Origin of the sequence: Umezawaea sp. (genome assembly GCF_036375055.1) — a bacterium.
GTDB lineage: Bacteria > Actinomycetota > Actinomycetes > Mycobacteriales > Pseudonocardiaceae > Umezawaea.
Window position 1 is genome coordinate 35,993 of the sequence record NZ_DASUSQ010000130.1, and the last position, 21,695, is coordinate 57,687.

At 73.2% G+C, this 21,695-nt stretch carries 21 protein-coding genes; 8 read left to right on the forward strand and 13 right to left on the reverse strand.

Going from position 1 to position 21,695, the window contains the following annotated elements; all coding sequences use genetic code 11:
* Positions 1 to 159: 159 nt before the first annotated feature.
* From VFZ92_RS32575 to VFZ92_RS32590, 4 genes are all read right to left on the reverse strand, one after another.
* Positions 160 to 1,059: a DUF2264 domain-containing protein gene (locus VFZ92_RS32575; protein ID WP_330880031.1), complete on the reverse strand. Its 900-nt coding sequence runs from the start codon at positions 1,057 to 1,059 to the stop codon at positions 160 to 162.
* Between the two features lie 109 nt (positions 1,060 to 1,168).
* A complete protein-coding gene (locus VFZ92_RS32580) occupies positions 1,169 to 2,221 on the reverse strand; it encodes a substrate-binding domain-containing protein (RefSeq protein ID WP_330880033.1) in 1,053 nt (350 codons plus the stop codon).
* A gap of 313 nt (positions 2,222 to 2,534) precedes the next feature.
* A complete protein-coding gene (locus tag VFZ92_RS32585; protein WP_330880035.1) occupies positions 2,535 to 3,290 on the reverse strand; it encodes an HNH endonuclease family protein in 756 nt (251 codons plus the stop codon).
* Positions 3,291 to 3,573: 283 nt separating this feature from the next.
* Entirely contained in the window at positions 3,574 to 4,785 is a 1,212-nt protein-coding gene (locus VFZ92_RS32590; RefSeq protein WP_330880037.1) for a globin domain-containing protein, read from the reverse strand.
* Between the two features lie 133 nt (positions 4,786 to 4,918).
* On the opposite strand from VFZ92_RS32590, the gene VFZ92_RS32595 reads away from it, so the two are divergent.
* Positions 4,919 to 5,350 (forward strand): Rrf2 family transcriptional regulator, encoded by a 432-nt coding sequence (locus VFZ92_RS32595; protein ID WP_330880039.1) that lies wholly within the window; start codon positions 4,919 to 4,921, stop codon positions 5,348 to 5,350.
* Here VFZ92_RS32595 and VFZ92_RS32600 read toward each other — a convergent pair.
* Entirely contained in the window at positions 5,331 to 6,662 is a 1,332-nt protein-coding gene (locus tag VFZ92_RS32600) for an MFS transporter (protein WP_330880041.1), read from the reverse strand. The genes VFZ92_RS32595 and VFZ92_RS32600 overlap by 20 nt on opposite strands.
* A gap of 45 nt (positions 6,663 to 6,707) precedes the next feature.
* Here VFZ92_RS32600 and VFZ92_RS32605 point away from each other — a divergent pair, with 45 nt between their 5' ends.
* The 3 genes from VFZ92_RS32605 to VFZ92_RS32615 are packed head-to-tail and all read left to right on the forward strand — an operon-like array spanning position 6,708 to position 8,627.
* Entirely contained in the window at positions 6,708 to 7,064 is a 357-nt protein-coding gene (locus tag VFZ92_RS32605) for a metalloregulator ArsR/SmtB family transcription factor (protein WP_330880043.1), read from the forward strand.
* A 46-nt stretch (positions 7,065 to 7,110) separates the two neighbouring features.
* Complete coding sequence (locus VFZ92_RS32610; RefSeq protein WP_330880045.1) at positions 7,111 to 8,373, forward strand: PucR family transcriptional regulator; 1,263 nt, start codon at positions 7,111 to 7,113, stop codon at positions 8,371 to 8,373.
* Positions 8,374 to 8,423: 50 nt separating this feature from the next.
* Positions 8,424 to 8,627, forward strand: coding sequence for a hypothetical protein (locus VFZ92_RS32615; protein WP_330880047.1), 204 nt, complete (start codon positions 8,424 to 8,426; stop codon positions 8,625 to 8,627).
* Here VFZ92_RS32615 and VFZ92_RS32620 read toward each other — a convergent pair.
* Together VFZ92_RS32620 and VFZ92_RS32625 are read right to left on the reverse strand one after the other, a co-directional pair.
* On the reverse strand, positions 8,605 to 9,354 hold the full coding sequence (locus tag VFZ92_RS32620; protein WP_330880049.1) for a methyltransferase domain-containing protein: 750 nt from the start codon (positions 9,352 to 9,354) through the stop codon (positions 8,605 to 8,607). The genes VFZ92_RS32615 and VFZ92_RS32620 overlap by 23 nt on opposite strands.
* 10 nt (positions 9,355 to 9,364) lie before the next feature.
* Entirely contained in the window at positions 9,365 to 10,438 is a 1,074-nt protein-coding gene (locus VFZ92_RS32625; RefSeq protein WP_330880051.1) for an XRE family transcriptional regulator, read from the reverse strand.
* A 117-nt stretch (positions 10,439 to 10,555) separates the two neighbouring features.
* On the opposite strand from VFZ92_RS32625, the gene VFZ92_RS32630 reads away from it, so the two are divergent.
* Complete coding sequence (locus tag VFZ92_RS32630; RefSeq protein WP_330880052.1) at positions 10,556 to 10,936, forward strand: STAS domain-containing protein; 381 nt, start codon at positions 10,556 to 10,558, stop codon at positions 10,934 to 10,936.
* A 3-nt stretch (positions 10,937 to 10,939) separates the two neighbouring features.
* Here the strand turns inward: VFZ92_RS32630 and VFZ92_RS32635 are convergent, their stop codons facing one another.
* Complete coding sequence (locus VFZ92_RS32635; RefSeq protein ID WP_330880054.1) at positions 10,940 to 12,106, reverse strand: aminotransferase class I/II-fold pyridoxal phosphate-dependent enzyme; 1,167 nt, start codon at positions 12,104 to 12,106, stop codon at positions 10,940 to 10,942.
* A 62-nt stretch (positions 12,107 to 12,168) separates the two neighbouring features.
* Here VFZ92_RS32635 and VFZ92_RS32640 point away from each other — a divergent pair, with 62 nt between their 5' ends.
* From VFZ92_RS32640 to VFZ92_RS32650, 3 genes are all read left to right on the forward strand, one after another.
* Positions 12,169 to 13,620, forward strand: coding sequence for a PLP-dependent aminotransferase family protein (locus tag VFZ92_RS32640; RefSeq protein WP_330880056.1), 1,452 nt, complete (start codon positions 12,169 to 12,171; stop codon positions 13,618 to 13,620).
* A 152-nt stretch (positions 13,621 to 13,772) separates the two neighbouring features.
* On the forward strand, positions 13,773 to 14,543 hold the full coding sequence (locus VFZ92_RS32645) for a putative protein N(5)-glutamine methyltransferase (RefSeq protein ID WP_330880058.1): 771 nt from the start codon (positions 13,773 to 13,775) through the stop codon (positions 14,541 to 14,543).
* A 255-nt stretch (positions 14,544 to 14,798) separates the two neighbouring features.
* A complete protein-coding gene (locus VFZ92_RS32650; protein WP_330880060.1) occupies positions 14,799 to 15,134 on the forward strand; it encodes a hypothetical protein in 336 nt (111 codons plus the stop codon).
* A 73-nt stretch (positions 15,135 to 15,207) separates the two neighbouring features.
* Here the strand turns inward: VFZ92_RS32650 and VFZ92_RS32655 are convergent, their stop codons facing one another.
* From VFZ92_RS32655 to VFZ92_RS32675, 5 genes are all read right to left on the reverse strand, one after another.
* Positions 15,208 to 15,771, reverse strand: coding sequence for an EF-hand domain-containing protein (locus VFZ92_RS32655; protein ID WP_330880062.1), 564 nt, complete (start codon positions 15,769 to 15,771; stop codon positions 15,208 to 15,210).
* An 84-nt stretch (positions 15,772 to 15,855) separates the two neighbouring features.
* Positions 15,856 to 17,544, reverse strand: a complete 1,689-nt coding sequence (locus VFZ92_RS32660; RefSeq protein ID WP_330880064.1) for an ABC transporter ATP-binding protein — start codon at positions 17,542 to 17,544, stop codon at positions 15,856 to 15,858.
* A complete protein-coding gene (locus tag VFZ92_RS32665) occupies positions 17,541 to 19,211 on the reverse strand; it encodes an ABC transporter substrate-binding protein (RefSeq protein ID WP_330880066.1) in 1,671 nt (556 codons plus the stop codon). The genes VFZ92_RS32660 and VFZ92_RS32665 overlap by 4 nt, the downstream gene beginning before the upstream one ends.
* A gap of 21 nt (positions 19,212 to 19,232) precedes the next feature.
* Positions 19,233 to 20,228, reverse strand: a complete 996-nt coding sequence (locus VFZ92_RS32670; protein ID WP_330880068.1) for an ABC transporter permease — start codon at positions 20,226 to 20,228, stop codon at positions 19,233 to 19,235.
* A complete protein-coding gene (locus VFZ92_RS32675) occupies positions 20,228 to 21,097 on the reverse strand; it encodes an ABC transporter permease (RefSeq protein ID WP_330880070.1) in 870 nt (289 codons plus the stop codon). Before VFZ92_RS32675 ends, VFZ92_RS32670 begins: the two co-directional genes overlap by 1 nt.
* Positions 21,098 to 21,695 lie beyond the last annotated feature (598 nt).

Consider the following 21,695-nt stretch of genomic DNA (forward strand, 5'->3'; position numbering starts at 1 on the left):
TACCGCGCGAACCACCCGGCCGCCGGCCGCAGCGGCTCGTCCACCTCGGCGATCCCCTGGGGCCAGACCCTCTCCCACTCCGGCGAGACCCGGCCCGACCGCCCGGACAGCAGCGCGCCGGCGGGACCAGCCCCTCCCCCGGTGCGAGGTCCGCGTCCTTCACCCGGGAGTGGCCCAGGTGCTCCCCCAGCACCTCCCGCGTCCGCGCGGGCGGCTCGCCGCGCCGCCACGGGTGCGGCGCGTCCCACAGCACGGCGACCAGCTCCGGTGCGCCGAACGGCCGCACGAGCGCCGCGGCGGCCTCGCCCGCGGGGGTGGGAGTCGTGCGTCTCCACCGGCAGCCGCACCCCGGACGACCGCAGGTCGTCGAGCACGGGGCCGTCCGGTCCGGGCGCGCGGAACTTCGCGCACCCCGCGAGGCACGCCACGACGAGCCCGTGCGCGGGCCCGCCCCACCTCGCGGGACGGGAGTCCGATGTGGACCTGCTCGTCGGGGTGCGCCCCGACCTCCAGGCCGCCGCAGCCGTACGCGGCGGCCTCCTTGAGCGGTAGACCGGGCATTCCGAGCGTGCTGACGGCGAACCGCCACATGCGGTACCCCCTCGGGTGCGCCTTCTGCTGGAACACCAGGTGGCGCAGGTCCGATGCCGCTCTCGTCGCCGAACCAGCGGACGACCGGCTGGGAGCCGACGGCCCAGTCGACCTCGACGCTCGTCCTGTTCGCGCGGGCGGCGGGCCGCGCGGTGGTCGGGGTGGGCGACCGGCCGAAGTGGACCGGTGAGCCGTCACCGTCGAGCAGGGGGAGAAGCCCGCCAGGTGTGCGCGCAGCCGGTCGTCGTGCCGGGTGCCCGCCAGGTGGTTGTCCAGCACCGGGTGCAGGTGCAGCGCCCAGCCGTTGCAGTGGTCGAACGCGCGGTCGTCGCCGTCGGTGTACCAGCCCTCGCCCCGGTACCAGGTCTCCAGCAGTTCCAGCGCCCGCGTCCCGGCTCGGGCCGTCTCCGCGTCGCCCCGGCCGACCGAGTCCGGGAACCCGCGACGGTGAGCGGAGTCCGTCCACACGGCGAGGGCCGCGCGGGCATCGGGTGGCCTCCTGGCTCAGGTTTCCTGAAGGATTCCTGATCAGTTGACCGCCAGACGGTCAATAGTGGCTCAAAAGAAGCCACAACGGTCAAACGATCGCTGTTGACCCGCGGACCTTGAGTTCCGGCAGCAGTTCGACCCGCCGGGTGCCGGTCCCGCCCGCTAGCTTGCGCAGCAGCAGGTCGGCGGCCACCCGGCCCACCTCGGCCTTCGGGGGTGCCACCGCGGTCAGCGGCGTGCCGCCCAGTCCGGCCACCACGTCGTCGTAGGCGACCACCGAGCAGTCCGCCGGCACCCGCACACCGTGTTCCACGAGGTGCTGCACGAGCATCAGCGCCTCCACGTCGCCGTGCAGCACGACGCCGGTGATCCCGCGCTCGCGCACCTGGTCCGCGAAGTCCGCGACCGGCTCGGCGCCGGGACCGGGTCCGGCGTCGGGCGCGCTGAGCACCGCGGCCCAGTCGTCGACCTCCGGCCGTGCCGCCACGACCTCCTCGAACGCCGCCCGAAGGGCCCGTGCCGTCGGGCTGTCGTCGCGCGCGGCGAGCAGGATCCGCCGGTGCCCCAGCGACACCAGGTGCTCCACCGCCAGGTGCACGCCGAACCAGTGGTCAGAGCACACCGAGTCCACCGCGTGCAGCGCGCTGCCGCGCGGTGGCCGCCGTTCCACCAGCACCGTCGGCACACCGGCCCCGGCCAGCCAGCCGTGGTCGGCCTCCTCCGCGGCGGCCGACCGCCAGCGCGGCGCGATCAGCAGCCCCCGAGCACCGTCCGCCAGCGCCCGCTCCACGATCGGCCGCTCAGCTCCCGTGACCTGCGGCGCGATGTGCAGGGCCACCCGCAGGCCAGCGGCCTCCACCACCGCCCGCGCCCCGTGCACGACCTCGGCGAGGTACGTGTGCCGCTCCGGCACGACCACCGCCACCGCCCCACCGACCACCGGCTCGCCCACGGCCACCACCGACCGCACCACCCCGTGCCCGCGCCGCACCAGCCCGGCCTGAGCCAGTTCCTCGACGTCCCGCCGCACCGTGACGACCGAGACCTCCAGTTCGGCGGCGAGCTCACCGACCCGCACGGTGCCCCGCGACCCGACGACCCCCAGGATCCGCTGACGCCGCACGTCGCTCGGTTCTCGCATGTCGTGGCCCCGATGTTCGTTCGAGCGTTTGAGCGAGAACGCAACTATCGACGGTGCTGATCACGCCAGGTCACGCCGGTGCTTCTCGTCGCCCTCCGCGAACCGCGGGGACATGACCACGCCGTCCGACCGCCAGGACGTGGTCCTCCAACCACCCGACGAAACCCCTGAGCACAGCGACCTCCCGAGGCCCCACGGCTTCGCCTGCCTGCCGCGGCGAGCAGAGGGGTACGACGATCGTGGAACCGCCGGTGCTCGAAGTCCATTCAGCCCGTGCATCAACGCGATGCACGGGCCGGTGGGCGTGGAATCCTCAGCCGCAGGTGGCCAACGACCTGTCCAGCGCCGCCCGCTCCTCCGCCCGCACACTCAGCCCGTACTCCGCCTTCACCCCGACGTAGACCCTGGCGTACGAGCACGCGTACGCGGGGTTCGGGGGCATCCACTCGTCCGGCGTCTTGTCGCTCTTGGACTGGTTGACCTTGCCCGTCACGGCGATCAGGTTGTTGAGGTCGTTGGCGGCCGCCGCGCGGCGTTCGGGGGTCCACGCGGCGGCGCCGCTGCGCCACATCTCGGCGAGCGGGACGACGTGGTCGATCTGGATCTTCGACGTGCTGGTCAGCGTGTCACCGGTGTAGGGGTCGAGCAGGGTGCCGCCGGTGACGGCGCAGCGGCCCTCCTTGCGGACGACGTCGGTCATGTCGCGGGCGAGGACCTGGCTGCGCTGGTCGCAGCCGTCGCCGTCCACGTCGAGCCACGGCCTGCCGAAGACGCACGCGGCGCCGTCGTCGCAGTCGCGCTCGTAGCCGTCCATCCTGCCGAGGCCGCCCTCGGGCAGCTGGGCCAGCTGCGCCTTGGCGGTGGCGGCGTCCGGTGTCCCGTCCGGCACGCGGTCGACCGTGACGGCCGCACCGGAGCCCCCCACCGGGCCGGTTCCGACGGCCGTCGGGTCGCAGCCCGCCAACAGGAACGCCAGAGCGGTCAACGCCGCGGCGGTGCGCCGGGTCATCGGGGCCTCCAGGGGATCACCGTGCTCGATCACCTGGTACCCCGCGGAGGCCCTGGTCAACCACGATTTTCCCACCACCGCTGAGAATGGGCCGTTCGGACCAACGACCATCCACAGTGGACCAGACGAACCGGACGCGCGCACCGCCGGGGAACGGCCGCGCCGGGCGGGTGCGCGTCGACGAAGTCGCCGCGTCTACGTTGACGCCCGCGTCGATCCGGCGGTCGTGGACCACCGTCTCCCCCGCGGCGCAACCGCCGGCGTCATGCACGGGGCCCGCGGGCCGACGTCCCCGGCGGAGCAGGTGACCGCACGACCCGCCCCGTGCCGGGACGGGCATCCGTCACGGGGTGCCGAGCGCCTCGGAGGCGAGCCAGGCGTCGGGCCCGAAGACCTCGTAGTGGATGCGCTCCGCGGGCAGACCGCGGTCCAGCAGGGAGCGGCGGACCGTGCGCATGAACGGCAGCGGGCCGCACAGCAGGGCGTGGGCGGCCGGGTCGACGGGGATCAGGTCGGGGTCGACGAAGCCGGAGCGGACGTGCGCGCCCGTCTCGGGCACGGAGTTCCGCTCGTACCAGAGGGAGAGCGACGCGCCGGGGAGCCCGCCGACGGCGTCGAGCATGTCCGCGCGCAGCGGGTGGGTGTCGGGGGCGCGGTCGGCGTGCACGACGGTGATCGGGCGGTCGGCCGCCCCCTCGGCGAGGTGGCGGAGCGCGGAGACGATCGGCGTGGTGCCGACGCCCGCGCTCGCGAGCAGCAGCGGACCGTCGCCCGCGGGCAGGGCCAGGTCGCCGAACGCCGGGCTGACCTCCAGCCGGTCTCCCACGCGGACGGTGTCGTGCAGGTGGTTCGAGACCACGCCCCCCGGACGGCCGTCGGCGGCGCGGTGGCGCTTGACCGTGATCCGCAGCGCGGGCTCGCCGGGGGCGGAGCTGATCGTGTACTGGCGGATCTGCCGCCCGGCGCCGGGCAGGTCGACCGCGACGCTGACGTACTGCCCCGGCCGGTGCGGGTGGACTGGACCGGCGGGTTCCAGCAGGAACGAGGTGACGTCCTCGGTGTCCCGGTGGACCCCGGTGACGGTGTGCGGGGCCAGCGACCGGGCCGAGTCGGTGCCCGCGCGCTCGTACTGGCGGGACTCCTCGGCGACGAGCAGGCAGGCGAACAGCCAGAAGACCTCGTCCCACGCGGCGATCACGTCCGGGGTGGCGGCGGAGCCGAGCACCTCGCCGATGGCGGCCATCAGGTAGCGGCCCACCAGGACGTACTGGCCGGGCTGGACGCCGAGCGAGGCGTGCTTGTGGGCGATCCGGCCGATGATGGCGTTCAGCGGCACCGGCGCCGTCCCGGCGAAGTGGGCGGCGACCGCCGCGACGGACATCGCGAGCGCCTGCCGCTGCTCGCCGTTGGCCTGGTTGCCGCGGTTGAACAGGTCGAGCAGTTCCGGGTGCGCCTCGAACATCCGGTCGTAGAACAGACCGGTGATCTGCGCCCCGTGACGCACGACGGTGTCGGCGGTGGCGCGGACGACGAGCACGGACTCGGGCGAGAGCATGGGGGAACCTCCGGAGATCGACTAGAAAAAACGTATCAGCGGTACCTCTTTAAAGCCGGCCCCTACCAACGTGATCACGGCCTCTTGGCAGGAAAATCCACTACAGCGATACTGTTTTGCTACGCTGCCGGCCATGCGGCTCACACGGGGAACGGACATCGCCCTGCGCGTGCTCATGCTCACGGCCGTGCAGGACGGGCAGACCACGGTCGACGAGCTGGCCACCGCGCTGGACGTGCCCCGCAACCACGTGGCGAAGGTCGTGCAGCGGTTGGCGCACAGCGGATTGCTGCTCACCGTCCGCGGCCGGTCAGGCGGGCTGCGGATCGCCCCGGAGGCCCTCGGCTGGTCGGTCGGTCAGCTCGTGCGCGACTTCGAGGGCGACGACGAGGTCATCGACTGCGAGGCCCAGCAGTGCCCGCTGAGGGGCGCGTGCAGGCTGCGGGGCGCGCTGCGGCGGGCGCACCAGGCTTTCCTCGCGGAACTGGACGCGGTGGCGCTGCGCGACCTCGTCGCGCAGCCGACCGGGTCGCTGCTGCTCCAGCTCAGCGCCCCGACGCGGTAGGCCAGCGGTCGTGGAACTCGTCGATCCGGTACGGGTGCGCGTGCCGCCACCGGCCACCGACCCGTGCCGCGTCGCACAGGTGCTCGTGGTCCGGCGCGAGTCCGTCGTGCTCGTGCTCGACGACCTCGGGGTCGTGGCGCGGCCAGAGCCTCACCGCGGCCGCGGTCGAGCAGGCCGTGATCGCGCCGAGCACGAGCAGCGCGGCGGGCAGACCCGCGACCGTGGACACCACACCCGTCAACGGGTAGCAGAGCAGCCAGCAGGCGTGCGAGAGCGCGAAGTCCGCGGCGAAGAGGGCCGGACGGTCCGGGGAGTCCGCTGACCGGCGCAGCAGCCGCGCGCCGGGGGTGAGCACCAGCGCTCCCCCGGCGCCGATCGCGGCCCACAGCCCCAGCAGCACGGGCCAGCCCCACGAGAGCGCGGGCACCGCGACGAGCAGCGTCACCGACAGCAGTTGCGCGGCCCGCACCACGACCAGCCGGTCGCCGTACCGGTCGAGCAGAGCGGGCAGGGCCAGCGCGGCGAGCAGCGAGCCGCACCCACCGGACCCCAGCGCGACCGCGACGTCGACCGCCCCTCGACCGAGCACGTCGCGGACGTGGCCCACCGTCCCGACGAGCACGATCGACCCGGCGGCGGCCGCGGCGAGGTGCACCGCCAGCAGACCGCGCAGCCGCGGTGTGGCGAGGTAGATGCGGACGCCCCTGGTGACGGGCCTGCGGACGCGGCGGCGCGCGGGCGGCTCGGACGGCAGCAGCGCGGCCACCACCAGCAGCGCGGACGCGGCGAACCCGAGCGCGGTGCCCAGGAACAGCCGCTCGAAGCCGACGACGAGCAGCACCGCGGCGGCCAGCAGCGGGCTCAGCAGGCTCTCCAGGTCGTAGGCGAGCCTGCTCAGCGTCAGCGCCGAGGTGTAGTCGCGCTCGTCGGGCAGCACGTCCGGGACGGTGGCCTGGAACGTCGGCGTGAACGCGGCGGACGCGGCCTGGAGCACGAAGATCAGCAGGTGCACCTGCCAGACCTCCCCCACCCACGGCAGGACGAGCGCCACGCCCGCCCGCACCAGGTCGAGGCAGACCAGGAAGGCCTTGCGCGGCAGCAGGTCCGCGAGCACGCCCGCCAGCGGGGCGACGACCACGTAGGCGATCATCTTCACCGCCAGCGCTGCGCCGAGCACGATCCCCGCGTCCGGCCCCGCCAGCCGGTAGGCCAGCAGGCCGAGCGCGACCGTGGCCAACCCCGTGCCGGTCAGCGCGACCACCTGGGCCGCGAACAGCCTCCGGTAGGTCCGGTTCCGCAACGCCGCGAACATCCGCAGTGCCTCCTCACGCGTCCAGAGGTGGCACCATACGTGCTCATGTACGCACGCGACGACGTTGCAACAACCACCGACTGGCGGCAACTCCCGGCGGACGACCACGTGGACACCGCCGTGGACGTGTTCCGGATGCTCGCCGACGGCACCCGCCTGCGCGTGCTGTGGCTGCTGTGCGGCGCCGAGTACGACGTCACGACGCTGGCGGCCGAGGTCGGCACCGCCCGTCCCGCCGTCTCGCAGCACCTCGCCAAGCTGCGCCTGGCAGGTCTCGTGTCCACCCGCCGCGACGGCCGCCGCGCCGTCTACCGGGCCAGGGGCGGCCACGTGCGCCGCCTGCTCGGCGAGGCGATCCAGGCGGTCGACCACCACCTCACCGGAGCGCCCGATCACGACTAGCCCGAAACGCCGGTGCGGAGCGGACCGGGCCGGGAGACTCTGGCGCATGGCGGTCAAGAGGCGGAGGACGTCGGCGTTCGACGTGGCGGCGGTCGCCGCGCGGGCGAGCAGGGACGCGCGCGGAGCCCCGGCGGAACTGCTCGACGGCTACCTCGACGTGCTGGCGGCGATCAGCGTGTCCGGGCACCGGATCGGCGAGGACCAGAAGCGGCTGCGGCACGACATCGGGGGCCGGGCGGCCGGGATGGGCGTGGCGCTGCGGGACCTGATCGACCTGTACCTGACGGCCACCTGGCTCGCGTGGCCGTCGTTGCCGGGTGTCGGCGAGGCGACCGGGCCCGAGGGGTTCAAGGCCGTCGGGGAGGCGGTGTTCCGGGCCGCGGACGCGACCGTCGTGGAACTGGCGGAGGGCTACGAGCAGGCGCAGCGGTGGTCGGTGCGGCAGGAGGAGTCGTTCCGGCGCGAGTTCGTCGACGACCTGCTGGACGGCCGCAACCTCGGGCACCTGGCGGAACGGGCGGAGCGGTACGGGTTGCGGCTGGCCGCGAGCCACGTGGTGGCGGTGGTCTCCTCACCCGAGCCGTTCATCGACGGCGGTGGCGTCGCCCGGCAGGTGGAGGCCGCGCTGCACCACCGGCTCGGGTCGCGGGACGTGCTGGTGACGACGAAGGACAGCCTGCTCGTGTGCGTCGTGCCCGAGACGCTGGCGGGGGCGGCCGACGAGTTCGTCCGGCAGGTCGGGGTGGCCGTGGCACCCGGAACCGGGTGGCGCGCGGGCGTCGGCCGGGCGCAGTCGGGCCCCGGCGGCGCGGTGCGGTCGTTCGAGCAGGCGAGGAACGCGGTGGAGACGGCGGGCCTGCTCGGTCTGCCGGGACAGGTGCACAAGGCCGTCGACCTGCTGGTGTACCAGGTGTTGCTGCGCGACTCGGCGGCGCTGGCGGAACTGGTGTCCGCGGTGCTGGACCCGCTGCGCACCGCCCGGTCCGGGGCCCGGCCGCTGCTGGACACCCTGTCCGCGTACTTCGCCAGCGGGCGGGTCGCGACCGCCACCGCCCGCGAGCTGACCGTCGGGGTGCGCACCGTGACCTACCGGCTGCACCGGGTGAAAGCCCTCACCGGGTACTCGGTCGACGACCCCGAGCAGGCGTTCGCGCTCCAGGTGGCCGTGCTGGGGGCGAAGCTGACGGGATGGCCCTCCTTGCCGGGCACCGGCAAGGAAGGGGCTCCCCGACGGCCCGCGGCCAGCCTGCCCGTGCGCGCTCCCGCACGCCAGGATGGATCAACACCACGCCGCCTGGAGGACCCGTGATACACCCGCACTGGCATTGGCCGCCCGGCGTACCGCACGCGTCGTCCGTCGTGCCCGTCCTGATCGTCACAGCCCTGCTCGTGGGGACGTGGGCCGTGCGCCACCACGCGCTCCTGCGCCTGTTCGACCAGCCCGAGCCGCGCCGTCGCCCCGACCCTGCCGCCAGGGTCACGTCACTGTCCTTCTCGGACGAGGACCTGCGGGAGCTGGTCGAGCGGGACGAGGAGTCGCTCAGCCCAGTTTCGTCCCGGTGAGCTGGAACAGCCGGGCGAGGTGCGGGTACGGGGGCCGGGCGGTGACCGCCAGCTCCAGCCGCTCCAGGTCGGCGAAGAAGGCCGGATCGGCCTTCGACTGGTCGTCGGCCATGTAGTCGCAGAACGCGCGGATGCCGTAGTGACCGGTCACGGGACAGCCGAGCGCGGCCAGCCGGTCGCCGAGGTCCTCGGCGGTGTGCAGGGTCTGCGACGCGTCGAGCGTGACCGAACGGGACTGGTCCGTCTCCAGCGCCGCGAGCGCGGCCACCGGATCGGTGTCCCGGATCGCGGCCAGCAGCGGCGCCGACCGCTGGTTGAGGGCCATCACCGACAGCAGCCCGCCGACCCGCAGCGGCGCCAGCGCCAGGGCCAGGCACGCGGTCGCGTCGTCCGCGTGCTGGACCAGGTTGTGGCACAGCACCACGTCGAAGCCGTCCAGGCCGTGCTCGGCGACGTCGGCCTCGACGAGGTCCAGCGCCACGCCCGCCGCGTCGGCGTGCTCCTTCGCGGCGACGAGCATGTCCGCGGACCGGTCGACGATCGTCACGGCGTGGCCGCGGAGGGCGAGCGGGACGGCGTCGCCGCCGTCACCGCCCGCGAGGTCCAGCACCCGCAGCGGTTCCGGGCCGAGGTGGCGGGCGAGGTTGGTCTCGGCGAGCGTGTAGCGCAGGCGCCCCCAGGGGCTCTCGCGCCACTGCCGCCACGCGGTCATCGTGGAGTCCGACATCCCGGTGACGTTAGGCGAACAGCGCGTCCCGGTGCCGCCAGGCCAGTGCGAGCAGGGCGGCCCCGGCGGCCTGGGTGGGTTCGTCGTGGACGAAGCGGTGCACGGTCGCCGCCGTGAAGGGCAGCGCCTCCAGCACGCGTCCCTCGTCGTTGTGCGCCACCAGGTCTCCGAACAGCTCGTCGAACAGCGGCGCGTCGATCACCGCGACGGTGAGCAGGTCGGTGGCGAAGGTGAGCGGGTCCACGCCCATGCCGAGGTACGACACCCTCACCCGGTCGCCCAGCTCCGCGGTCAGGCGGGCCGCGAACGGCCAGGCCGCGTAGTCGATCGGCCCCAGGTGGGCGCCGTGGTCCTCCGAGGCGCCCAGCAGCTCCTCGGCGAACTCGCGGACCAGGCAGCGCCACAGGGAGAAGTCGTTCGCGGTGTTCCACGGCTCGTCGCCCGCCGCCTGGAACACCCCGACCGGCAGCACCTGGTAGAGCCCGCCCGCGTGCCCGACCTTCGCCGGGTCGCGCCAGTGCAGGTGGAACACCGCCTCGCCGGTCGCGCGGTCCAGCCGCAGCGTGAGCGTGCTGATGGCGACGTTCACCGGCCGACGCGCCGGGTCGCACGGGTCGCCGACGGCGGCGCGCAGCGGCAGCGCGTCGAGCAGGCCGAGGTCGCGGGCCGCGTACTCGTGCGCGCTCGCCTCGCCGACGTCGACGCCGTCGAAGTAGCGGCCGGTGCCGAAGTCGAGCGACGGCTCCGCCAGGTCGGCCGCGAGCAGGCGGTAGGTGGACCGGTTGGTGAACACGGAGGGTGACGCGTGCGCGGCGACGGCGGCCGAGTACGTCGGCGACCCCGGCGGCAGCACCGCGTGCTCCGTGCCGTCGACGCCGCCGAACACGTGGTCCGGGTGGTGCCGCAGGACGACGCCGTCGAGCGGCACCGGGCCCGGCGGCATCCACCGCGGGTCGGTGAGCAGCGGCGTACCCGCCACGGTGGGGGTGTCCGGGTACTCGTCCGCGGCTCGCACGGCGAGCGCGTGGCGGTGCCGGACGAGGTGTGCCCGCACGGCGAGCCACTGGTCGGTTTGGGACGTCATCGTGCGGGAAACGCTACCGGTGGAGTTCTTTTCCGAGAACGTCGCGGGTGGCGGGTCCTCGCACGTCAGAGATCCCGGCTGGTCCTGACGGGCGGTGGCCCGCAGCCCCACTGGAACATGCGCCCGGCGGTCGGGGTGGTTACCCTGGGCCGAGTGCAGAGTGCTACAGAGAGGGATTTTTCCGTCCGAGTGCGGCAGGTCACCGGAGCCACGGTGGTGACCGTCGTCGGCGAGGTCGACCTCGACACCGCACCTGAACTCGAATTCCGCATCGCCGGCGCGACCGACGGAGCGGACCCACTGGTCATCGACCTCAGCGGAGTCACGTTCTTCGCGTCGGCGGGGCTCGCGTGCCTGCTCATCTCGCAGGGCCAGGGTCAGAGACCGCACCTCGTCCCGTCACCCGCCGTGGCGAAGGTGCTGAGCCTGTCCGATCTGGACGACCACCTCCCGCGCAGCGCGTCCCTGGCGGACGCGCTGGCCCGGATCGGCCGCTAGGCCTCACAGCGGAAGGGCCTGGGCGAAGTCCTCCCACAGGTCCTCGACGTCCTCGATGCCGACCGAGACCCGCACGGTTCCTTCGCCGATGCCCGCCGCGAGCAGGGCGTCGGCGTCGAGCTGCCGGTGCGACGAACTCGCCGGGTGCACCAGCGTGGTCTCCACGCCACCGAGCGACACGGCGAGCCTCGCCAACCGCACGGCCTTCGTGAAGGCGTACCCGGCCTCGCGGCCTCCCGCCAGGTCGAACACCAGCGTTCCCCCGAACCCCGACAGGTGGCCGCGCGCGACCTCGTGGTCGGGGTGGTCCGGGTGCCCCGGCCAGCGCACCGACACCACCGCGGGGTGCTCCGCCAGGCGTTCGGCGAGCACGGCCGCGTTCGCGCAGTGCTGCCGCACCCGCAGCGGCAGCGTCTGGATGCCCCGGATCGTCAGCCAGGCGGCGAACGGGTCCGCGGCGGCGCCCAGTTCCATCGCGTGGTGCCACACCTCGCGGTAGCGCCGGTCGTCGGCGAACACCAGCGCGCCGCCCGTCACGTCGGAGTGCCCGCCGAGGTACTTCGTGGCCGAGTGCACCACGACGTCCGCGCCGTGCTCGATCGGCCTGCACAGCAGCGGCGTCGCGAAGGTGTTGTCCACCACCGCCACCAGCCCCGCCGCGCGACCGGCGGCGAGGAACGCGGGCAGGTCGACGACCTTGGTGACCGGGTTCGCGATGGTCTCCAGGTACAGGACCCTGCTGGTGGGGCGGACCGCCGCGGCGACCTCGGCCGGGTCGTCGCCCGCGATGTAGGTGACGTCGACGCCGAAGCGGGCCGCGAGGTCGTTGAGCATCGCGTACGTGCCGCCGTACAGGCAGCTCTGGGCGATCACGTGGTCGCCGGAGCGCAGCGTGGACAGCAGGACGGCGCTGATCGCCCCCATCCCGGACGCGGTGCACACCGCGGCCACCCCGCCCTCCAGACGGGCAAGCTGGTCCTCCAGCGCCCGGACCGTCGGGTTGGCGTAGCGGGTGTAGACGAACCCGCTGTCCGGCGATTCGAGGGCCTCCGCGAGCGCGTCCGGGTCGTCGAAGGCGAAGTTCGACGTCTGGTAGATCGGGACGCTGACCGGGCGGGAGTTCGGCAGCGGCGGGACTGGCACGTGGACGGCACGGGTGGCGGGGCGCATGATCCCCAGTCTCGCCAGCCCACTGAGGGCCGGACAGCGCCAATTCCGGCTAAATTGGTTTGGTGACGGAGCCAATACCGTGGCCGGTCGAGCGCCTGGTCGCCCAGCTCGGCCGCTGGTCGGTCAGCCGGGGTCCGCTGTACCTGCTGCTCGCCGAACGCCTGCGGCAGCTCATCGACTCGGGCCAGTTGCCGCCGCGGGCCGCGCTGCCGCCGGACCGCGTGCTCGCCGACCGGCTCGCCGTCGGCCGCACGACGGTGGTCGCCGCGTACGACCGGCTGCGCCAGGAGCGCAAGCTGGAACGGCACCAGGGCCGGGGCACGTGGGTCTCGCCCGCCGTGTCGGCCGGTCCGTGGCCCGGTGCGCTGCCGCGGGCGAACCCGCTGTTCGTCAACTACCTCGAACCGGCCGAGGGCGTGATCCCGCTGGCGTGCACCGCTCCTCACGGTCCGCCTGCGGAGCTGGTCGCGGCCTACGGGCGGGCGGTCGCCCGATTGCCCGGTCCGGACAGCGGCGACATCGGCTACCACCCGCTGGGGCTCCCCGCGCTGCGGTCCGCGCTGGCCGAGCGCTGCACCGCGCGCGGTGTCCCGACCACCCCCGAGCAGGTCCTGGTGACCACGGGCGGCCAGCAGGCGCTCTCGCTGCTCGCCCGGCTGTTCGTCGCCCCCGGCGACACCGTGCTGGTGCAGGGGCCGACCTACCCCGGCGCGCTGGAGCTGTTCCGGGACGCCGCGGCGGTGCTCGAACCCCTGCCCGGCGACGACGTCGCGGCGTGGACGACCGCGCTGGCCGCCCGGCCCCGGCTCGCCTACCTGAACCCGACCAACCACAACCCGACCGGCTCCACGACGTCGCCGCTGGTCCGCCGCAGGCTGGTGGAGGTCGCGGTGGCGCACGGGGTTCCGCTGATCGACGACGAGGTCCTCGCCGGGCTGGCGTTCGACGGGTCGTGCCCGCCGGGGCTGGCGGCGTTCGGACCGGCGATCACCGTCGGCTCGTTCAGCAAGTCGGTGTGGGGCGGTCTGCGCACCGGCTGGATCCGGGCGTCCGAGGGCGAGATCGCCCAGCTCGCCAGGATCAAGGCGGTCCAGGACCTGGGCAGCCCCGCGTTCGACCAGCTCGCGGCCGTCGAACTGCTGCCGCTGCTGGACGACGTGACCCGCAGCCGGGGTGCGGAACTCGGGCGGCGGCACGACCACCTGTGCGCCGCGCTCGCGGAGTCCCTGCCGTCGTGGGACTTCCGCCGCGTCGACGGCGGCCAGTGCCTGTGGGTGCGGCTGCCCTCCGGTGACGCGTCGGCGTTCGCCCAGGTGGCGCTGCGGCACGGCGTGGCCGTGCTGCCCGGTGGCGCGCTGGACGCCGCGGGCGGCAGCGCGGACCGGCTGCGGATCCCGTTCACCGCGACTCCCGGTGAGCTCACCGAGGCCGTGGGTCGTCTCGCCCTCGCGTGGGACGCCTACCAGCGCGCGGAAGGCCCCGCTCCGGCGGCGGTCCACGCGATCGTCGTCTGACCGGCGGTCGCTGGTAGCGTTCGCGCCGCACGCCGCACGACCAGGGAGGTGGGACCCCATGACCGCTCGACCAGGTCGGGTGCTCTCCCACCGCGCGAGTCGCTGATCGCGGGAGATCGCCCGCTCGGCACTCCCGAAAGGCACCTCTCCCCGTGGTCACCGCCCTTCCCCCCGTCATCGCCCGCCTGCGCGCCGCCGGGTGCGTGTTCGCCGAGGACGAGGCCCGTCTCCTCCTCGACGCCGCCGGGTCCGACGCCGAACTCACCGCGATGGTCGACCGCCGCGTCGCGGGCCTCCCGCTGGAGCACGTGCTCGGCTGGGCCGAGTTCTGCGGCCTGCGCGTCCTGGTCGACCCCGGTGTCTTCGTCCCCCGTCAGCGCACCGGGTTCCTGGTCCGGCACGCCGCGGCGCTGGCCAGGCCCGGAGCCGTGGTCGTCGACCTGTGCTGCGGGTCCGGCGCGGTCGGGGCGGTGCTCGCCTCGCTGGTCGACGGCATCGACCTGTGGGCGGCCGACGTCGACCCCGCCGCCGTCCGGTGCGCCCGCCGCAACATCGCCGCTCACCGGGTGGTCGAGGGCGACCTGTTCGACCCGCTGCCGACCGCCCTGCTCGGCCGGGTCGACGTGCTCGTCGCCAACACCCCTTACGTGCCGACCGGGGCCATCGCCCTGATGCCGCCGGAAGCGCGCGACCACGAGCCGCTGGTGGCCCTGGACGGCGGTGGTGACGGCCTGGACGTCCAGCGGCGCGTGGCCGCGCGGGCACCCCGGTGGCTCGCCCCCGGCGGGCACCTGCTCGTGGAGACCAGCGAGGAGCAGGCACCGCGCGCGGCCGAGGTGTTCGCCCGGTCCGGTCTGCGACCGCGGGTGGTGTCGTCGGAGGAACTGGGCGCGACCGCGGTCATCGGCACGCGGCCCGCCTGAGGGAATTGGAATTGTGGCGCACGCCATTCCAGCAATTGTTGCATCGACAATTGCTCATGCGTTCGACACGGTCCGATGCACACACCGATGCACGTGCAATCTGCACGTGCGCAAGCCCCTGAACTGGGGCGATGATATTCCGCACTATTCGGTCTCAATAGCATTCGCCCGCTTGCCGGGATCTGGCAACCGTTCGGCGACGAGCCACTGTCACCCGATGGATTTCCGAGCGGGGAGTGGGGCACCATTGGTCCCATGATCGATCGGGAACAGTCGTCGAGCGACCTCGGCGACGTGCGCGGGGACCGCGAGCGGCCGGTGCGGAGAACCATCACCCTGCACGACCGCGGCGTGGCGCCCGCACCCCGGTCCGTGGCACTGCTGCCCGCTCCGACGCCCGCGCCCGTGCCGCCCCCGCCCGCGGGGGTCCGGGGGCCGCGCCGCGTCACCCTTCAGGCCGTCGGCGTCCTCGTCGTGTTCGGCGGCCTGGCCGCGATGATCGTGATCGCCTTCGGCGTGACCGGGGTGCTGATGCTCATCGGCCTCTGCGTCGCGCTTCGATTGATGTGGACCGACAGGGCAGGTCGGTAGCACGTCAACCTGCCGGAGGCCGCGTCCACACCGTGGACGCGGCCTCCGCTCGTACTCCGGTCGGTCCGGGGCGTCAGTGGTCGGTTCGGCTGAGCCCTGGCAGGTCGACGTCGCCGAACACCCAGGTGCCGGGCGCGTCCGGGTCGTCGCCCGCCCAGAACTCGGCCCACAGCAGGGCGAACTCCTCCTGGGTGATGCGGCCGTCGCCGTCCAGGTCGAGCCGGGCGAACACCGCGTCGGTGTCGGTCCGGCGGCCGGTCCACGCCTCGATGAGCTGGCGGTACTCCCCGGCGGTGATCTCGTTGTCCGCGTTCTCGTCGATGGCCTCGAACATGACCCGCGCGGTGGTGGTGACCACGTCCAGCATGGAGGGCAACCGGTCGACGACGAGCAGGACCTCGTCGGGGGTCACCTTCTCGTCGCGGTCGGTGTCGGACGCGGCGAGCAGCGTCTCCCACCAGCCCATCATGATCGACGACAGCCGCTGGTGGTCGCGGGTGCCCGGCGCCGCGCGGCGCAGCTCGGTCCACCGCATCGTCAGCTCGGTGAAGTCGGACTCGGTCAGGAACCCGTCGCCGTCGGTGTCCATCGCCTCGAACACGACCGCGACCTTGCGTCTCTGGAACTCGCTCGCCATGAGACACAAGGTGACCCGCCGGGCCCCACTGCGACAATTGGCCACTCGGGTTCCACCGACTACACGACCAGGTGACGCAGGCCATTACTCCGAGTGCCCGAGCGCCAGCCAGGCTTCCCGGCGTTCGCGCTGGCGGACGGGGTCCGCGACCGGTGCCGCCGCGAGCAGCCTCCGCGTGTACGGGTGCAGCGGCTCGGTCAGCACGTCGTGCGCGGGCCCGGTCTCCACGACCCGGCCCCGGTAGAGCACGGCGACCCGGTCGGCCAGCCGCTCGACCACGGCGAGGTCGTGGCTGATGAACAGGCACGCGAACCGCAGCTCGGCCTGGAGCGACCGGAACAGGTCGAGCACTCGGGCCTGGACGGACACGTCGAGCGCGCTGGTCGGCTCGTCGGCGATCAGCAGTTCCGGGTCCAGCGCGATGGCCCGTGCGATGCCGACCCGCTGCCGCTGCCCACCGGACAGCTCGTGCGGGTACCGCTCGCGCAGCGACGGCGAGAGCCGCACGGCGTCCAGCAGCTCGTCGACCCGCCGCGCGAGGGCGTCGCCGCGCAGGGAACCGTGCAGCAGCAACGGGGACGCGATGCTGCGGGCGATGGTGGCGCGCGGGTTCAGCGACGACGCGGGGTCCTGGAACACCATCCCGATCCGGCCGCGCGCCTGCTTCAGCGCCCGGCCGCGCAGCCGTGCGAGGTCCTGGCCCGCGAGGCTGATCACCCCGCCGCTGGCCCCGACGAGCCCCGTGACCGCGCCCGCGATGCTGCTCTTGCCTGAGCCGGACTCCCCGACCAGGCCGAGGACCTCACCCCGGCCGACGTGCAGCCCGACGCCGTCGACCGCGCGGAACCGGCCGTAGGTGACGGAGAGGCCGGTCAGCGCGAGCACGGGGTCGTCGCCCGGTTCGTCCGGAGTGGACAGTTCCCCCGACGTCACGGCCACGTGCGCGCCCCGTGCCACGACACCGGGCGAGACCTCGACGGCGGCGGGCGGGTCCGAGGGCGGCGGGGTGCTCAACGACACCACGGCGGCCAGCAGCGACCGCGTGTACTCGTGCTCGGGGGCGCCGAAGACGTCCGCCACCGGCCCCTGTTCGACCACCCGGCCGTCGTGCATCACGACGACCCGGTCCGCCAGGTCCGCGACCACACCCATGTCGTGCGTGATCAGCAGGATCGCCGCGTCGAGCCTGCCGCGCAGGTCCCGCAGCAGCTCCAGGATCTCCGCCTGCACGGTCACGTCCAGTGCGGTCGTCGGCTCGTCGGCGATCAGCAGCGACGGCTCGTTGGCCACGGCCATCGCGATCACCACGCGCTGCGACTGGCCGCCGGACAGCTCGTGCGGGTACTTCCGCCGAGCCGTCGACGGCAGCCCCACCAGCGACAGCAGCTCGCCGGTGCGCTGCTTCGCCTGCGCCGCGGTGCGCCCGCCGTGGGCGCGGACCACCTCGTCGAGCTGGTCGCCGACCCGGAACACCGGGTTGAGCGCGGTCATGGGCTCCTGGAACACCATGCCGATCTCGCCGCCGCGCACCGCTCGCAACTCGCCCGCGGACAGCGTGAACAGGTCACGCCCGGCGAGCAGGGCCCGGCCGGTGACCGTCGCGCTGCCGGGCAGCAGGCCCAGCAGCGACATCGCGGTCACCGTCTTGCCGGAGCCCGACTCGCCCACGACGGCGAGCACCTCCCCCGCCGCCAGCGAGTAGCTGACCTCGCTGGCGGCGGGGGCGTCGAACGCCACGGAGACGTCCTCCAGGCGCAGGAGTGGCGACGTCACTTCGAGATACCGGCCTGGAGGTAGTTCGGGTAGGACGGGAAGTCGGCGATGAAGAAGTTCGCGACCTTGGAGCCGTGCAGGAACGAGTTGCGCGTGTAGATCAGCGGCACGACCGGCGAGTCGCCGAGGATCTTCTTGTCCAGCTCGGCCCACTTCTTGCTCGCCGCGGCCGGGTCGACCTCGCTCTGCGCGGCCTCGATCAGCCTGTCCACGTCGGGGTTGCTGTAGCGGGAGATGTTGTACCCGCCGCCACCGATCTCCGAGGACGCGAACAGGGGCTGGATGTTGGCGTTGGCGCTGGGGAAGTCCGGCTGCCACGAGCTGAGCGTGAGGTCGTAGACGGCGTCCTTGGCCTGGTTCGTCTCGGCCTCGTAGGCGTCGGTGTCCAGCACGCGGATGTTCACCTTGATGTTCGCCTTCGCCAGCGCCGCCTGGATGGCCTGCGCCTTGGCGGGGGCGTCGTTGCTCTTGGAGACCACGAAGTCCAGGTTCTCCAGCCCGTTGGGGAACCCGCCCTCGGCGAGGAGCTGCTTGGCCTTCTCCGGGTCGCCCGCGGGCTGCGTCGGGTAGAGGTCGAACTGCTCGCGGCCCGCGATGCCCTGCGTGATCAGCGTGGTGGCGGTATCACCCGCGAGCTGGGCGCTGCCCGCCGACGCGATCTGGTAGGAGGTCTTGTCCACGGCGTACTGGAACGCCTGGCGCACCTTGGGGTTCGTCAGCTTCTGCGTGTTGAGCGCGAGGTAGGCCAGAGCGCCGGACTTCGACGTGACGAGCCGCTCCTTCGCGGAGGCGTTGCCCTGCAACCGGGCCAGCTGAGCGGGCGAGGCGAACGAGGAGCCGAACGCCTCCTTGTCCTCGCCGCTGTCGGCGATGAGCCGCTGCGACACGACGGACGCGTCCTGGCCGAGCTGGAACAGGACCTCGTCCGGCAGGCCGCCGCGGATCTGGTCGGACGCCTTGTCCCAGTTGGCGTTGCGGGTCAGCCGGACCTTCACGCCGCGCTGGTACTCGGCGATCTGGTAGGGGCCGGACGCGACCGGGTGCTCGCCGTAGTCGGGCTCGGCGCCCTTGCCCTCCGGCACCGGCGCGAACGCCGGGGTGCTGGCGATCCACGGCCAGTCGCCGTACGGGCGGGTCAGGCGGAAGACGATGGTCTTGTCGTCCGGGGTCTCGATGGAGTCGAGGCCCTTGCCCTCGAACGGCCCCCGGTAGTCGGCGCCGCCGACGAGGAGCTGCTTGTGGTAGCCGAGGCCGCCGGAGAACGCGGGCGCGTAGGTGCGCTCGACACCCCACTTGACGTCCTTGGACCGGATGGGCGTGCCGTCGCTGAACTTCAGCCCGTCCTTGAGGGTGAACGTCCAGGTCTTGCCGCCGTCGGACGCCTTGCCCGTGTCGCCGAGGTCCGGCACGACCTCCGCCTGCTCGCCCTCGGCGTTCTGCCAGCCGGTGAGCCTGCGGTGCACGTACCCCAGCGAGGTGATCGGCAGGCTGCTGCTCTTGGCCGGGTCGTAGTTGACCGTCTGCCCCTCGTTGAGGATGCGCAGCGTGCCGCCCTGCTCAGCCTTGGCGGTGTCCGCGCCGGTCGTCTTGGGGTCGTTGGCGCCGCACGCGGCGAGCAGGGCCACTGCCGCCACCACCGGGACCAACCTGTGCACTTGCTTCGACATTCTCTTCTCCCGCAGGGGTTTTCAGGTGAGACGGGCTCGTGGGTCGAGCGCGCCGTAGCAGAGGTCGACCAGGACGTTCGCCAGGACGATGAGGAAGGCGGCGAACAGCGTGCAGCCGAGCAGCAGCGGCAGGTCGCGCTGGTTCACCGCGTCGATCAGCAGACCGCCCAGACCCGGCAGGCTGAACACCCGTTCGGTGATCACCGCGCCGCCGAGCAGGGAGCCGAGGTCGATGCCGAACACCGTGACGACCGGCAGCAGGACGTTGCGCAGCGCGTGCTTGCCGACCACGGTCGACTCGCGCAGCCCGTTGGCGCGGGCCGTGCGGATGTAGTCCTCCCCCAGCGTCTCCAGCATCTGCGAGCGGGTCAGCCGCAGGTAGACCGCCGCGTGGGAGAACGCCAGCACCAGCCAGGGCAGCACGAGGTGCCACGCCCAGTCCACGGGGCTCTCGGCGAACGGCACGTACCCGCCGACCGGGACGACGTCGAGGGTGAACCCGAGGACGAGGATCCCCAGCAGCCCCACCAGGTACACCGGCGCGGACACCCCGGCGACCGAGCCTGCGAGGGTGATCCGGTCCCACGCCGTGCCGCGGCGCAGCGCGGAGAACACGCCCGCTCCGACGCCCACGACCAGCCACAGCACCGCCGCGCCGAGGGCGAGCGAGAACGTGACCGGCAGGCGTTCGGAGATGAGCACGACGACGTCGGAGTTCTGCTGGAACGAGTAGCCGAAGCACGGCGCGGCGCAGTGGATCGAGGTCGCGCCGACGCCGAACGTCCGGCCCGTCACGATGCCGCCGAGGAAGTCGAGGAACTGCCGCCAGGCCGGGTCGTCCAGACCCATGAACTCCCGTGCCAGGGCCAGGTTCTGCTCGGTGCACGGGCGGCCGCACGACAGCTGCGCCGGGTCGGACGGCACGAGGTAGAAGACCACGTAGGTGATGAACACGACGACCAGCAGCACCAGCAGGGTGCCCGCGAGCCGGGTGGCGGCGAACGTGAGGGTGCGCATCAGCGTCGCACGTCCGTCTTGGGGTCGAGCGCGTCGCGCAGGCCGTCGCCGAACACGGTGAACGCCCAGGTGGCCAGGAACAGCGCGCCACCGGGGAAGAACAGGAACATCGGGTCGGTCGCCACCCACTCGACCGCCGTGCTGATCGCCCGCCCCCAGCTCGGTGTGGGCGGCGGGATGCCGACTCCGAGGAACGACAGCGCCGCCTCCAGCCCGATCTTGCCGGGGATCGACAGCGTCGCCACCACGATGATCGGCGCCCACAGGTTCGGCAGCAGCTCGGCCCGGAACACCTGCCACGGGCTCGCGCCGAGGATGCGGGCGGCCGACACGAAGTTCCGCTTCTTCAACGTCAGGACCTGCGCCCGCACGATCCGGGCCACCGACGGCCAGCCGAAGAAGCCGATCACCAGGATCAGCAGCAGCGGCCGCGACACGCTGCTCGGCACCACCGCCCCCAACGCGATCATGAACACCAGGTACGGGAACCCGAGGAACACGTCCGCGGTCCACGTCACGACCCGGTCGACCCACCCACCGAGATACCCGGCACCCGCTCCCACCAGCACTCCGAGCACCACCGACACCGCGGTGGCGGCCAGCCCGATCAGGAACGACGTGCGGGCGCCGTGCACGACGATCGCGAACAGATCGCGCCCGGTCAGCGGCTCAACACCGAACCAGTGCGTGGTGCTCACACCGCCGAGCGCACCCGCGGGACCACCGGTCTGCGGGTCGAGCGCCTCGGTCCGGTAGCTGTACGGGTCCTGGCCCTCGATCGCGGTGAGCAGATCCGCGGCCACGGCCGCGAGGCCGAGCACAGCGATGGTGATCGCCCCCGCGAGAGCCCATCGATCTCGGCGCAGCATGGCCCTGATGGCCGCGCCAACCGACCTGGTCGGAGCCCCGACGTGTTCTGACAACGTTGACCTGCCTGTGCGTGAGCGGACGATCGGTCACGATAGGGAAGTTCGCAGCACCAAGGCCGCCCTCTCACGATGTGGGACGCCCACCGGACCCGCGAGACCGCGACGGGTCGACCACCCCTTCTCCGGCCGGGCAGCAGGTTCCGCCAGATCGGTGAGCAGCGCGAGCAGCGAGGACCGGAGCGGCAGGCGGCGCGTTCACACCGAGGTCCAGGGCACCCAACCCGCGTGCGGCACGCCGATGACGAGACCGAGAACACCTCCGACCACCTCGACCACCGCAGGCCAGGCGACGGCGGTGCGACCAAGACGCGCCCCGACCGAACCACGGCACACAGCACCCCAGGCTCCCCGATCCCACCACGGACACGGCCGTGGCGAAGGACCCCACGGCGACGCTCAGCAGACCCAGCACCACGGAGGCCAGGTCGAGCAGCAGGTCGACAAGGTCGAGCACAACACCCCGCCAGCCGACCAACACCCTCACCACCAGCGTTTCCCCACCACCAGGCCACCCCCACCAGCACTTCCCCCACCATCA

Bases quoted from the DNA above. Each gene is read 5' to 3' on its own strand.
- VFZ92_RS32670 (WP_330880068.1), bottom strand. From the start codon at position 20,228: ATGCGCACCCTCACGTTCGCCGCCACCCGGCTCGCGGGCACCCTGCTG.
- VFZ92_RS32650 (WP_330880060.1), top strand. From the start codon at position 14,799: ATGATCGATCGGGAACAGTCGTCGAGCGACCTCGGCGACGTGCGCGGG.
- VFZ92_RS32595 (WP_330880039.1), top strand. From the start codon at position 4,919: ATGCGGCTCACACGGGGAACGGACATCGCCCTGCGCGTGCTCATGCTC.
- VFZ92_RS32635 (WP_330880054.1), bottom strand. From the start codon at position 12,106: ATGCGCCCCGCCACCCGTGCCGTCCACGTGCCAGTCCCGCCGCTGCCG.
- VFZ92_RS32630 (WP_330880052.1), top strand. From the start codon at position 10,556: ATGCGCCCGGCGGTCGGGGTGGTTACCCTGGGCCGAGTGCAGAGTGCT.
- VFZ92_RS32610 (WP_330880045.1), top strand. From the start codon at position 7,111: ATGGCGGTCAAGAGGCGGAGGACGTCGGCGTTCGACGTGGCGGCGGTC.
- VFZ92_RS32620 (WP_330880049.1), bottom strand. From the start codon at position 9,354: ATGTCGGACTCCACGATGACCGCGTGGCGGCAGTGGCGCGAGAGCCCC.
- VFZ92_RS32665 (WP_330880066.1), bottom strand. From the start codon at position 19,211: ATGTCGAAGCAAGTGCACAGGTTGGTCCCGGTGGTGGCGGCAGTGGCC.
- VFZ92_RS32655 (WP_330880062.1), bottom strand. From the start codon at position 15,771: ATGGCGAGCGAGTTCCAGAGACGCAAGGTCGCGGTCGTGTTCGAGGCG.
- VFZ92_RS32580 (WP_330880033.1), bottom strand. From the start codon at position 2,221: ATGCGAGAACCGAGCGACGTGCGGCGTCAGCGGATCCTGGGGGTCGTC.
- VFZ92_RS32605 (WP_330880043.1), top strand. From the start codon at position 6,708: ATGTACGCACGCGACGACGTTGCAACAACCACCGACTGGCGGCAACTC.
- VFZ92_RS32625 (WP_330880051.1), bottom strand. From the start codon at position 10,438: ATGACGTCCCAAACCGACCAGTGGCTCGCCGTGCGGGCACACCTCGTC.
- VFZ92_RS32600 (WP_330880041.1), bottom strand. From the start codon at position 6,662: ATGTTCGCGGCGTTGCGGAACCGGACCTACCGGAGGCTGTTCGCGGCC.
- VFZ92_RS32590 (WP_330880037.1), bottom strand. From the start codon at position 4,785: ATGCTCTCGCCCGAGTCCGTGCTCGTCGTCCGCGCCACCGCCGACACC.
- VFZ92_RS32675 (WP_330880070.1), bottom strand. From the start codon at position 21,097: ATGCTGCGCCGAGATCGATGGGCTCTCGCGGGGGCGATCACCATCGCT.